8 protein-coding genes, 1 tRNA gene, 2 rRNA genes, 1 riboswitch and 1 other annotated feature (1 of these 13 only partly in view) are annotated in these 12,843 nt (G+C 39.0%); of the genes, 3 read left to right on the top strand and 8 right to left on the bottom strand.

Annotation, left to right across the window (positions count from 1 at the left end):
• Positions 1 to 74: 74 nt before the first annotated feature.
• A riboswitch (TPP riboswitch) is annotated at positions 75 to 184 on the bottom strand.
• 293 nt (positions 185 to 477) lie between these two features.
• Together MHH96_RS05775 and MHH96_RS05770 are read left to right on the top strand one after the other, a co-directional pair.
• A complete protein-coding gene (locus tag MHH96_RS05775; protein ID WP_047944861.1) occupies positions 478 to 1,137 on the top strand; it encodes a deoxynucleoside kinase in 660 nt (219 codons plus the stop codon).
• Positions 1,115 to 1,786: a deoxynucleoside kinase gene (locus MHH96_RS05770; RefSeq protein WP_061801295.1), complete on the top strand. Its 672-nt coding sequence runs from the start codon at positions 1,115 to 1,117 to the stop codon at positions 1,784 to 1,786. Before MHH96_RS05775 ends, MHH96_RS05770 begins: the two co-directional genes overlap by 23 nt.
• 216 nt (positions 1,787 to 2,002) lie before the next feature.
• Here the strand turns inward: MHH96_RS05770 and MHH96_RS05765 are convergent.
• The 6 genes from MHH96_RS05765 to guaB form a co-directional block, all read right to left on the bottom strand.
• Positions 2,003 to 2,095, bottom strand: a tRNA-Ser gene (locus MHH96_RS05765).
• Positions 2,096 to 2,248: 153 nt separating this feature from the next.
• Positions 2,249 to 3,529: a serine--tRNA ligase gene (serS, locus tag MHH96_RS05760; RefSeq protein WP_061801296.1), complete on the bottom strand. Its 1,281-nt coding sequence runs from the start codon at positions 3,527 to 3,529 to the stop codon at positions 2,249 to 2,251.
• Positions 3,530 to 3,623: 94 nt separating this feature from the next.
• Positions 3,624 to 3,849: a binding site (T-box leader), on the bottom strand.
• A gap of 51 nt (positions 3,850 to 3,900) precedes the next feature.
• Complete coding sequence (pdxT, locus tag MHH96_RS05755) at positions 3,901 to 4,506, bottom strand: pyridoxal 5'-phosphate synthase glutaminase subunit PdxT (protein ID WP_047944865.1); 606 nt, start codon at positions 4,504 to 4,506, stop codon at positions 3,901 to 3,903.
• A 1-nt stretch (position 4,507) separates the two neighbouring features.
• Positions 4,508 to 5,389: a pyridoxal 5'-phosphate synthase lyase subunit PdxS gene (pdxS, locus tag MHH96_RS05750; RefSeq protein WP_061801297.1), complete on the bottom strand. Its 882-nt coding sequence runs from the start codon at positions 5,387 to 5,389 to the stop codon at positions 4,508 to 4,510.
• Between the two features lie 170 nt (positions 5,390 to 5,559).
• Positions 5,560 to 6,891, bottom strand: coding sequence for a D-alanyl-D-alanine carboxypeptidase family protein (locus tag MHH96_RS05745; RefSeq protein ID WP_061801298.1), 1,332 nt, complete (start codon positions 6,889 to 6,891; stop codon positions 5,560 to 5,562).
• A 174-nt stretch (positions 6,892 to 7,065) separates the two neighbouring features.
• Positions 7,066 to 8,532: an IMP dehydrogenase gene (guaB, locus tag MHH96_RS05740; RefSeq protein ID WP_047944872.1), complete on the bottom strand. Its 1,467-nt coding sequence runs from the start codon at positions 8,530 to 8,532 to the stop codon at positions 7,066 to 7,068.
• Positions 8,533 to 8,645: 113 nt separating this feature from the next.
• Between guaB and MHH96_RS05735 the strand changes: the two genes are divergently transcribed.
• Positions 8,646 to 9,608, top strand: coding sequence for a YaaC family protein (locus MHH96_RS05735; RefSeq protein ID WP_328283224.1), 963 nt, complete (start codon positions 8,646 to 8,648; stop codon positions 9,606 to 9,608).
• A 100-nt stretch (positions 9,609 to 9,708) separates the two neighbouring features.
• Here the strand turns inward: MHH96_RS05735 and rrf are convergent.
• Together rrf and MHH96_RS05725 are read right to left on the bottom strand one after the other, a co-directional pair.
• Positions 9,709 to 9,825, bottom strand: a 5S ribosomal RNA gene (rrf, locus tag MHH96_RS05730).
• 129 nt (positions 9,826 to 9,954) lie between these two features.
• Positions 9,955 to 12,843 (bottom strand): 23S ribosomal RNA (locus MHH96_RS05725) (it continues 45 nt past the right edge of the window).

Here is a 12,843-nt window from a genome sequence, read left to right as displayed (position 1 = left end):
AAAAAACCACTTTCCCCATAATAGAAAAGTGGTTAATAATTACACCTAATGAAAAAAGACCATTAGGCACACATATTTAAAGGTATCCACTTTCCTACGCAGGTACGAACCTGTTCAGGTTTTAAGGGTTTAAAAGTAACTACTTTATTCTCAGCCCTTATCAAGGGATCCCCTAGTGTGATTCAATTATAAACTTTACCCATATAATACCATAGACTGATAATTTCGCAATAAAAATTCTCAATTTTTTATTTTTTAATCATTCATTTAAAAAGTACTCCTAGAATCTAAAAATATTTTTTCAGGAAAAAACAAGCATATGTCCACATTCCCTTCCATGTGTTAAAATGACTCTTGTACTATTTTTATTACCTACTAAAAGAAGCAATCCTTATAAAAGCTGTTGTCCATTGATAGCCATTAATAGGCAGCCTAAAAAAGTTCGCTTCTTAAAATAAAAGAACTGGAGGGACAAGTGTGAATAGTATCCCTTTTATTACAGTAGAAGGACCTATCGGAGTGGGGAAAACTTCTTTAGCTAAATTGCTCTCAGAGTATTTTAAATACGAACTTCTTAAGGAGATTGTAGAGGAAAATCCCTTTCTCGGAAAATTTTATGAAAACATTGATGAATGGAGTTTTCAAACAGAAATGTTTTTCTTATGTAATCGATTTAAGCAATTAAACGATACAAGAGACCATTACTTAAATAAAAACATACCTGTAGTTGCAGATTATCATATATTAAAAAATCTCATTTTCGCAAAAAGATCCCTGCAGGATAGTGATCTAGACAAGTATGTTCGGATATACGACATATTAACAGAAGACCTGCCGATGCCGAATATTATTATTTATTTACATGCAAGTTTAGATACGCTTATGGCAAGAATCAAAAAAAGAGATAGAGACATCGAAAAAAATATTAGTCCTCTTTATCTAGAACAACTAGCTTCTGATTACGATGTTGTCATGAATGACTTCAAAAAGAATAACCCACAGATCCCAGTATTAGATTTCAATGGTGATACATTGGACTTTGTTCAAAACAAACAAGACTTAATAAAAATTATAAACACAATAAAAGAAACTTTAAATATAGGAGCCTTTAATCATGAATCTACGAACAAAATATAATATTCCGAGTAATTCTGTTATTACAATTGCTGGAACAGTTGGCGTAGGAAAATCTACATTAACAAATGCACTAGCAGATGCCTTGCAATTTAGGACTTCCTTTGAGAAAGTTGACACAAATCCATATCTTGATAAATTTTATCACGACTTTAGTCGCTGGAGTTTTCATCTGCAAGTATATTTTTTAGCAGAACGATTTAAAGAACAAAAGAGAATCTTTGAATATGGCGGCGGATTTATTCAAGATCGTTCCATTTATGAGGATACTGGTATATTCGCAAGAATGCATTATGAAAAAGGAACCATGTCGGAAGTAGATTACGAAACATATACAAGTCTTTTTGAAGCGATGGTTATGACTCCATACTTCCCACATCCGGACCTTTTAATATACCTAGAAGGCTCTCTCGAAGACATTTTACAGCGTATTGATCGAAGAGGCCGAGAAATGGAAAAGCAAACGCCAATTGATTATTGGAAAGAGATGCATGGAAGATATGAGAAATGGATTGATTCTTTCTCCGCATGTCCAGTACTTCGTCTAAATATTAACGAATATGATGCAATTGCTGGCAGCCAATCTATCGAACCTATAATAGAAAAAATAGGTACTATTCTTCAACATAAAAACTATAGCAAAAAAGCGTAAAAGGACTTTCCATGTTTTCCCTTTTACAGCCAGGCGTTCATCAAAAAGTCTGGCTGTAAAGAAAACAAAGGAAAATCCTTTTTTATTTATTCAATCTATGGATGCTACTAGTAATAATTTTTATAAAAAAGCCTTATAAAACATAAAAAACCTGCTACCGTAGTAGCAGGTCACATATATCTCCAAATATTATGCGCAATGTAAAATATAAAATCATGGAGGAGGAAAGGGGATTCGAACCCCTGCGCGGTTTGACCCGCCTGTCGGTTTTCAAGACCGATCCCTTCAGCCGGACTTGGGTATTCCTCCATCAGACAAGTAATAATATATCATCTATTAATTCATAAGTCAACTATATTTTTTATTTTTATTTTTCTAATCAAAAAGTTAGGAAAAATAGCTGACCTCCAAAGGATATACAATCCTTCTAAAGAGGTCAACCCTTTTTAACTGTTTAACCTATTATTCGGGTGCAATTACTTCTCTATTTCTCATATAAGGTCGTAGTACTTCAGGAATTATCACACTACCGTCTGCTTGCTGATAATTCTCTAAAATCGCAGCAACTGTTCTTCCGATAGCAAGGCCAGATCCATTCAATGTATGCACATGCTCCGGTTTTCCTTTTGGCTCTCTACGGAATCGAATATTAGCTCTTCTTGCTTGGAATGCTTCAAAGTTACTGCAAGAAGAAATTTCACGGTACATATTGTAGCTTGGAATCCATACTTCAACATCATATTTCTTTGCCGCTGTAAACCCTAAATCACCTGTACACATGCTCAATACACGATATGGTAAACCTAGAAGCTGTAATACCTTTTCTGCATTTTTGGTTAAAGACTCTAACTCTTCATAAGAATCCTCTGGCTTAACAAACTTAACTAGCTCTACTTTATTAAATTGATGCTGTCTAATTAATCCTCTAGTATCTCTTCCAGCAGATCCTGCTTCTGAACGGAAGTTTGCACTAAATGCAGCATACTTGATTGGTAGCTGATCCCCATCCAGAATTTCATCTCTATGCAAGTTCGTTACTGGTACTTCAGATGTTGGAATTAAGAAATAATCTTCTTTTTCTATTAAGAAAGCATCTTCCTCAAACTTAGGTAATTGGCCAGTTCCTGTTAAGCTAGCTCGATTTACTAAGAATGGTGGGATAATTTCTTTATAGCCATGTTCCTCTGTATGCAAATCAAGCATGAAATTAAATAACGCTCTTTCTAGTTTTGCCCCTAATCCTTTATAAAATACAAAGCGGCTTCCTGTCACCTTCGCTGCTCGTTCAAAATCAAGTAAATCTAAATCTGTTGCAACATCCCAGTGAGGTTTTGGTTCAAAATCAAATTTTCTAATTTCGCCCCATTTTCTAATTTCAACATTATCCTCTTCCGTATCTCCTACTGGAACACTTTCATGAGGGAGATTTGGAATACCGAGCATAATTGTTTGTAATCTTTCTTCTACATCACGGAGCTCATTATCATATTCTTTAATTTTTTCGCCAACTTCTCTCATTTCCACAATAAGAGCTTCTGCATCTTTTTTCTCTCTCTTTAATACAGCAACTTGCTGAGAAACCTCGTTTCGTTTACTTTTTAACTGCTCTGTTTCAACGATTAATTCCCTTCTTCTGACATCTAATGCTTCAAAATTATCAAGCTCTGATAAATCTTCTCCTCGATGCTGTAACTGACTTTTTACAAAATCAAAATTAGCACGAACAAATTTGATATCTAACATTATTATTCCTCCTATGTTTTATTTCTACATGCAATCTACTGTTACAACGCCCTGTGATCTTAATCTTTTTTGCAAATAAAAAACTCCCATCCCCAAAAGGGACGAGAGTTACCCGCGTTGCCACCCTAGTTAAAAGCATAAAACTGCTTTTCACCTTAAAGATCATAACGGTTTTCAGCCGAAAACAATTACTTGCAGCATGTGCGTTCCTTGTTTTTACTCTAGGATGGATTCGCAGGCTTTATTCACCGATTCACACCAACCATCGGCTCTCTTTAAAGAATAAGTAACCTGTTACTATTTCCTATCATAGTAGATTCCATATATTAGTTGCATTTATCTTACTATAATTATTTCCGAAATTCAACAGCTTATGCAAATAAGTGTTGCTTCGCTTCCATCGCCATCTTAATAAAATAGCCAGTTAAGCGATGATCCTCCGTTAACTCAGGATGGAAAGAACATCCTAAGAACTGACCTTCCCGCGCCGCTACAATATGATTATTGTATTTAGCTAAAACCTCGACATTTTCACCAACACTAACAATATGCGGTGCTCGGATAAATACAGCAGTAAAATCCTCCGCGACTCCTGCAATATCTAGGTTGACCTCAAAGCTCTCTCGTTGTCTCCCAAAGGAATTACGCTCCACTTGTACATCCATTACACCAATATGTGGTTTATCATAGCCTTTAATGGAGTTTGCCAATAAAATTAACCCTGCACATGTCCCAAACATTGGTTTCCCTGACTGAGCAAATGCCTGCAGCGCCTCCATAAATTCATATTTATCAATCAAGCGTCGCATAGTTGTACTTTCTCCACCAGGGATAATAAGACCATCAATGTCATCCAATTGTTCTACTTTCTTTACGACAACTGCCTCTGCATTATTCGCTTCAATTGCATTAACATGTTCTCTAACAGCTCCTTGTAAACCAAGGACCCCTATTTTTATGTTTGCTGTTGCGCTCATCTTACCAACCACGCTCTTGCATACGAGCTTCTGGAGCTAAACTAGAAATTTCAATCCCTTTCATTGCTGTTCCAAGGTTTTTAGAAATTTCCGCAATCAGCTCATAATCTTGATAATGAGTAGTGGCTTCTACTATTGCTCTAGCAAATTTTTCAGGATTATCTGATTTAAAAATACCAGAACCAACAAATACACCATCGGCACCTAATTGCATCATTAAAGCTGCGTCAGCAGGCGTTGCAACACCGCCAGCAGCGAAATTAACAACTGGCAGGCGGCCTAGACTTTTAATTTCTAAAAGAAGCTCATATGGCGCTCCTAATATCTTCGCTTCTGTCATTAATTCATCTTCATTCATATAAACAACTTTACGGACTTGTGCATTTACTTTTCTAATGTGACGGACTGCTTCCACAATATTTCCTGTTCCTGGTTCCCCTTTTGTACGAAGCATAGAAGCACCCTCGCCGATACGTCTTGCTGCTTCTCCAAGGTCACGACAACCACATACAAATGGAACAGTATATTCATTTTTATTTAAATGAAACTCTTCATCTGCCGGAGTTAGAACTTCACTCTCATCAATATAATCCACACCCATAGCTTCAAGCACTCTTGCTTCGACAATATGACCAATACGCGCCTTTGCCATTACAGGGATAGTTACAGCATTCATTACTTCCTCTACTATTGTAGGATCAGCCATTCTAGCAACTCCGCCAGCTGCACGAATATCTGAAGGAACACGTTCAAGAGCCATAACGGCTACTGCTCCTGCTTCCTCTGCAATCTTGGCCTGTTCTGCGTTGATGACATCCATGATTACTCCGCCTTTTTGCATTTCAGCCATACCACGTTTTACTCTATCAGTCCCAGTTTTCATTGTTTGCCCCCTGTAAAGTATCTTTTTCTAGTCTGAATTATTGTAATCTTTCAAATAAAATTATTATTCCTAATGAAAATAAACAATAAAAAAGAGCTTCTGTCAATACAAGAAGCTCTTTTTCTTTCAATTTCCAAAATTATTGTTCTTAGCTATTAAATGGTTTTTAATTAAAACCAACCTTTTACTGTATCAGAAACGCTCCCCCATACATTGGCGAAGAATGAACCAATTCCGCGCATTGCCAGAACAAACCAATTTGCCTTTTCAACTGTTTCGTTTGCTACTAAATCCACTTGTGCCTTCTCTTTTCCATCATTTGTTAAGAATGGCACATCTTTTCCGTCCTTCGTTTGCACTGTTACATAACCAACCTTATCTCCTTTTTTAATTGGAGCTGTTAGTTCACCATCTTTATTTAATTTCTTCTTATCTAGTACAACCTTGGCAACGTAGTTTTCTTTCTCATTGTTTTTGATTACTAAGTTAACGGCATCTTTTGTTCCAATGCTTACTTTATCTTCTTTTCCTTTTATAACATCAATTGTTTTATTTTTTGCGTCTACGTAACTTGCTGGAAGTACCTCTTCAGTAGAAAAATTATTAAAAGCATAGTCTAAAACTTTTCTAGCTTCTGCAAAACGAGAATCCTTTGTTTCACTTTTCATAATAACGACAATATATCGTTGATCACCTTTTTTTGCAGTAGCGGTAACATTAAATTTAGCATAATCAGTAGAACCTGTTTTTAACCCATCTACACCCTCATATCCATAAATTAGAGAAGGAATTAGCCAATTAAAGTTTTTATATTCTCTTCCATCTCTAAACTTTAAGCTCGGCATACCAGATGTTTCTAGTATTTCTGGAAAATCATTGATTAAACGATATGCTAGCTTAGCAACAGCCTTAGCAGACATTTTATTTTCATCTTTTTCAGATCCAGCTGGGATATTCCCTAATAAATCACTGTTATTCAAACCAGAAGAGTTAACAAATTTGAAATCCTTTAACCCTAATTCCTCGGCTTTTTTATTCATTACACTAATATAATTTTTCTCTGTACCAGCAATTAATTCTGACAATGCAACAGTAGCTGCATTTCCTGAGTGGATTGCCATTGCTTCATACAATTCTTTAACTGTATACTCTTCTCCTTCAGTTAACCCTACATTTGATAACTCTGGAGCTCCAGATAATCTATGAATATAATTATTTATTTTTACCTTTTGATCCCAAGAAATTTTCCCGTTCTTTATCGATTCCAGAACAATATATTCTGTCATCATTTTTGACATGGAGGCAACACCAAGGAGTTCATCTGAATTTTTTTCATATAATATTTCCCCAGTCTTAGCATCTACCAGTATAGCTGCTCCTGTATCTAATCCTAGTTCGTCCTTTTCAGCAGCATTTGCTTGATAGGGTAGAACCGTTGATAGTGTACTTAGGAAAAGTACAGCAATGATGAATGACACCGTCCACTTTTTTACTTGTTTCAATATTAAAACCTCCAAAACTATTTTATCTATTAATCTATCTTTATTTTTAAGTTAATTATTTCCCTTGTACAGTTTAACATAAAAAAAATAAAAAAAATAGACAGTGACATCTTCACTGTCTAAAGTAAATTAAGGAAACTTTCCATAAACTAATATAACTCTAGCCTTCTTTGTTTAAGAAAGAGAATAGTTTGGTGCTTCTTTTGTAATTTGAACATCATGTGGATGACTTTCTCTTAAACCAGCACCTGTCATTTTTACAAATTGTGCATTTTCTCTTAATTCATACAAATCTTTTGTTCCACAATATCCCATACCTGAACGGATACCGCCTACTAATTGGTAAATAGTATCGGAAAGTGGTCCTTTATAAGGAAGTCTGCCCTCAATACCTTCTGGAACAAACTTTTTATTATCTTCTTGGAAATAACGGTCCTTCGATCCCTTTTCCATTGCAGCAACAGAGCCCATTCCTCTATATACTTTAAATCTTCTTCCTTGGAAAATCTCTGTTTCTCCAGGGCTTTCAGAAACACCTGCAAGTAAACTACCTAACATCACCGCATGTCCACCTGCAGCCAAAGCTTTTACAATATCACCAGAGTATTTAATTCCTCCATCTGCAATAATTGATTTACCATGCTTTCTTGCCTCGGTAGCACAGTCATAAACTGCTGTAATTTGAGGTACACCTACACCAGCAACTACACGTGTTGTACAAATGGAACCAGGTCCAATACCTACTTTAACAATGTCTGCTCCGGCTTCAATTAAAGCTTTTGTTCCTTCTGCCGTAGCTACATTACCAGCAATAATAGTTAAATCAGGGTACGCATTTCTAATATCTCTGACACCCTCTAGCACACCTTGTGAGTGGCCATGAGCAGTATCAATGACAACTACATCGACATTAGATTTAACAAGCAGCTCAACTCGTTTTAATGCATCGTTTGTTACCCCAACTGCAGCACCAACTAATAATCTTCCTTGAGAATCTTTTGCTGAATGTGGAAATTCAATTACTTTTTCTATATCTTTAATGGTGATTAATCCCTTTAATACACCCTCTTCATCAATTAAAGGCAATTTTTCAATCTTATATCGTTGTAAGATTTTTTCTGCTTCCTCTAATGTAGTTCCTACAGGAGCCGTTACTAAATTTTCTTTGGTCATAACATCCGAAATTTTAATGGAAAAGTCTTCAATAAAGCGAAGGTCACGGTTAGTAAGAATACCTACTAACTTTTGCTCTTCGTTGTTATTAACAATTGGCACACCAGAGATTCTATATTTACCCATTAGATGCTCTGCATCAAATACTTGGTGTTCAGGGGTTAAAAAGAAAGGATCTGTGATTACACCACTTTCTGAGCGTTTTACTTTGTCTACTTGTTCAGCCTGTTGCTCGATAGACATATTTTTATGAATAATACCTAATCCACCTTGTCTAGCAATAGCAATAGCCATTTCTGCTTCTGTTACAGTATCCATTCCTGCACTAATTAGCGGAATGTTTAAATTTAAATTTTTTGCTAATTGTACTTTTAAGCTTACATCACGAGGCAAAACTTCAGATTTAGCTGGAATTAAAAGAACATCATCAAACGTTAATCCTTCTTTAGCAAATTTACTTTCCCACATTTTAACGCCTCCATATTGTTAAAAATATTATTAGTAGGTTATCAATTGGACAAAATACTGTCAAGGTCAGTTTAATATGTTTAATTTTTCAAAAAATTTAAGGAGGTTTACAAATGTCCAAATTCTACAAAGGCTGGAGCTCTTATAGTTGTTTTTTTTCAGCAGAATACACCCAAAATTTTCTAAAAAAATGTTATCGCAATTTACATATTTCTGATATAGACTCTAAAAGTTATCAGAATTGTTATCCCTTTATGTACTTTTTAGAACACGGCAAATTGTATTATCACCAAGCTATAAATGCTCCAATGAGTATTCAGCCCATTCTCTTATTTTATGGTCTTGTTCATTTAATAAAAGCATGTTTGCTTACGATCGACCCTAATTATCCAAACTCCACCTCTGTTCTTGCCCACGGAGTTTCAACAAGAAAACTAAAAAAACAACAGTATTTATTTTTCCAAGATGAAGTAAAGATACAAAAAAATGGACTTTTCACTTATATGGCTGAAAAAATGTTTGCCTGCAAAAATTTAGAAGGGGAAAAAGTAAAAATGGGGCATCTTTTAAGTCATATCCCTGAATTATCTAACTTATTTCAAGCATTAGAAGGAAGACCAACCTTTTTTAAAGTACATGATCAAACAGGTAATAAAATTATTATTTCGAATCAAATATTAGATTTATACTATATGAACATAAATCACTTTAAAAATTATTTAGAAAGGAATCATAGTATACAAATAGAGGGAATAGAAGAGAATAAGAACGAGTTGACCATTCGCCTGTTAGAACCGCTCAGCCAAGGTAGTTTTATTAAATGGGATAGTAAAGAAGAATCTTATGTCGTTTCTGCTGATAAAGAAAAAACTTGTTTTTCCAATGAATTATTAAGCCATTATTTAATCCTATATAACTTAAGTATGATTGCACGGTATGAAATTGAATGGTGGAGTGAACTATTAAAGACGATGCCAAATAGAGACTATCCCTTTATTGAGTCTTTTATACAAGTTTCTGCAGAAAAAGGTCCTGAATTAATTTATCAATTTTTAGAGAATCTAGCCATAAGCTAAGACTTACCAATTTCTGTCCAAGACATATTTGCCCACTAAAAGGCAATTTTTATTTTAAAAAAAAACAAGCATCTAACGAATAGATGCTTGTTTCCTTATTGCCTGGCGACGTCCTACTCTCACAGGGGGAGAACCCCCAACTACCATCGGCGCTGAGAAGCTTAACTTCCGTGTTCGGTATGGGAACGGGTGTGACCTTCTCGCTATCGCCACCAGACTTATTTATTTCGAGAATTATTCTCTCAAAACTAAATCATTTAGAAGTATTCCAAGTTGCCAAGTAATCATTTTGTCCAGCTCCAACGCCTATCAAACTTCCGATAAACAGGCGTCTCCGCTTTTCATTTTAGTTAAGTCCTCGATCTATTAGTATCAGTCAGCTCCACATGTCGCCATGCTTCCACCTCTGACCTATCAACCTGATCATCTTTCAGGGATCTTACTAGCTTGCGCTATGGGAAATCTCATCTTGAGGGGGGCTTCATGCTTAGATGCTTTCAGCACTTATCCCTTCCGCACATAGCTACCCAGCGATGCCTTTGGCAAGACAACTGGTACACCAGCGGTGCGTCCATCCCGGTCCTCTCGTACTAAGGACAGCTCCTCTCAAATTTCCTACGCCCACGACGGATAGGGACCGAACTGTCTCACGACGTTCTGAACCCAGCTCGCGTACCGCTTTAATGGGCGAACAGCCCAACCCTTGGGACCGACTACAGCCCCAGGATGCGATGAGCCGACATCGAGGTGCCAAACCTCCCCGTCGATGTGGACTCTTGGGGGAGATAAGCCTGTTATCCCCGGGGTAGCTTTTATCCGTTGAGCGATGGCCCTTCCATGCGGAACCACCGGATCACTAAGCCCGACTTTCGTCCCTGCTCGACTTGTAGGTCTCGCAGTCAAGCTCCCTTGTGCCTTTACACTCTACGAATGATTTCCAACCATTCTGAGGGAACCTTTGGGCGCCTCCGTTACTTTTTAGGAGGCGACCGCCCCAGTCAAACTGCCCACCTGACACTGTCTCCCACCCCGATCAGGGGTGCGGGTTAGAATGTCAATACAGCCAGGGTAGTATCCCACCAATGCCTCCACCGAAGCTGGCGCTCCGGCTTCCAAGGCTCCTACCTATCCTGTACAAGCTGTACCAAAATTCAATATCAGGCTGCAGTAAAGCTCCACGGGGTCTTTCCGTCCTGTCGCGGGTAACCTGCATCTTCACAGGTACTATAATTTCACCGAGTCTCTCGTTGAGACAGTGCCCAGATCGTTACACCTTTCGTGCGGGTCGGAACTTACCCGACAAGGAATTTCGCTACCTTAGGACCGTTATAGTTACGGCCGCCGTTTACTGGGGCTTCAATTCAGAGCTTCGTCTTACGACTAACCCCTCCTCTTAACCTTCCAGCACCGGGCAGGTGTCAGCCCCTATACTTCGCCTTGCGGCTTCGCAGAGACCTGTGTTTTTGCTAAACAGTCGCCTGGGCCTATTCACTGCGGCTCTCGCAGGCTTGCACCCGCAAGAGCACCCCTTCTCCCGAAGTTACGGGGTCATTTTGCCGAGTTCCTTAACGAGAGTTCTCTCGCTCACCTTAGGATTCTCTCCTCGCCTACCTGTGTCGGTTTGCGGTACGGGCACCCTAAATCTCGCTAGAGGCTTTTCTTGGCAGTGTGGAATCAGGAACTTCGGTACTATATTTCCCTCGCCGTCACAGCTCCGCTTATGTGGTAATGGGATTTGCCTCATTACCAGCCTAACTGCTTGGACGTGCTAATCCAACAGCACGCTTACCCTATCCTCCTGCGTCCCCCCATTGCTCAAACGATTTAAAGGTGGTACAGGAATATCAACCTGTTGTCCATCGCCTACGCTTTTCAGCCTCGGCTTAGGTCCCGACTAACCCTGAGCGGACGAGCCTTCCTCAGGAAACCTTAGGCATTCGGTGGATGAGATTCTCACTCATCTTTCGCTACTCATACCGGCATTCTCACTTCTAAGCGCTCCACCAGTCCTTACGGTCTAGCTTCAACGCCCTTAGAACGCTCTCCTACCACTGACATCATAGATGTCAATCCACAGCTTCGGTGATACGTTTAGCCCCGGTACATTTTCGGCGCAGAGTCACTCGACCAGTGAGCTATTACGCACTCTTTAAATGGTGGCTGCTTCTAAGCCAACATCCTGGTTGTCTAAGCAACTCCACATCCTTTTCCACTTAACGTATACTTTGGGACCTTAGCTGGTGGTCTGGGCTGTTTCCCTCTTGACCACGGATCTTATCACTCGTAGTCTGACTCCCAAGAATAAGTATTTGGCATTCGGAGTTTGTCTGAATTCGGTAACCCGATGGGGGCCCCTAGTCCAAACAGTGCTCTACCTCCAATACTCTAAATCTTGAGGCTAGCCCTAAAGCTATTTCGGAGAGAACCAGCTATCTCCAAGTTCGATTGGAATTTCTCCGCTACCCACACCTCATCCCCGCACTTTTCAACGTGCGTGGGTTCGGGCCTCCATCCAGTGTTACCTGGACTTCACCCTGGACATGGGTAGATCACCTGGTTTCGGGTCTACAACCACATACTATTTCGCCCTATTCAGACTCGCTTTCGCTGCGGCTCCGTCTCTTCAACTTAACCTCGCATGTAATCGTAACTCGCCGGTTCATTCTACAAAAGGCACGCTATCACCCATAAAAGGGCTCTAACTACTTGTAGGCACACGGTTTCAGGATCTATTTCACTCCCCTTCCGGGGTGCTTTTCACCTTTCCCTCACGGTACTGGTTCACTATCGGTCACTAGGGAGTATTTAGCCTTGGGAGATGGTCCTCCCTGCTTCCGACGGGATTTCTCGTGTCCCGCCGTACTCAGGATACACTCAAGAGGGAACGAAGTTTCGACTACAGGGTTTTTACCTTCTACGACTGACCTTTCCAGATCGATTCGTCTACCCCGTTCCTTTGTAACTCCATATAGAGTGTCCTACAACCCCAAGAGGCAAGCCTCTTGGTTTGGGCTAATCCCGTTTCGCTCGCCGCTACTCAGGGAATCGCGTTTGCTTTCTCTTCCTCCGGGTACTTAGATGTTTCAGTTCCCCGGGTCTGCCTTCAGTACCCTATGTATTCAGGTAAAGATTCTATCCCATTACGGATAGAGGGTTTCCCCATTCGGAAATCTCTGGATCAAAGCTTACTTACAGCTCCCCAAAGCATATCGGTGTTAATCCCGTCCTTCATCGG

It is taken from the genome of Niallia sp. FSL K6-0212 (assembly GCF_038007605.1).
Taxonomy (GTDB): Bacteria; Bacillota; Bacilli; order Bacillales; family Cytobacillaceae; genus Niallia; species Niallia circulans.
The sequence above is the reverse complement of the archived record's forward strand: the minus strand, read 5'-3'. Positions and strand labels throughout refer to the sequence as shown.

Excerpts from the sequence above, each read along its gene's own strand:
- MHH96_RS05770 (WP_061801295.1), top strand. The coding sequence starts at position 1,115 with ATGAATCTACGAACAAAATATAATATTCCGAGTAATTCTGTTATTACA.
- serS (WP_061801296.1), bottom strand. The coding sequence starts at position 3,529 with ATGTTAGATATCAAATTTGTTCGTGCTAATTTTGATTTTGTAAAAAGT.
- pdxT (WP_047944865.1), bottom strand. The coding sequence starts at position 4,506 with ATGAGCGCAACAGCAAACATAAAAATAGGGGTCCTTGGTTTACAAGGA.
- pdxS (WP_061801297.1), bottom strand. The coding sequence starts at position 5,389 with ATGAAAACTGGGACTGATAGAGTAAAACGTGGTATGGCTGAAATGCAA.
- guaB (WP_047944872.1), bottom strand. The coding sequence starts at position 8,532 with ATGTGGGAAAGTAAATTTGCTAAAGAAGGATTAACGTTTGATGATGTT.
- MHH96_RS05735 (WP_328283224.1), top strand. The coding sequence starts at position 8,646 with ATGTCCAAATTCTACAAAGGCTGGAGCTCTTATAGTTGTTTTTTTTCA.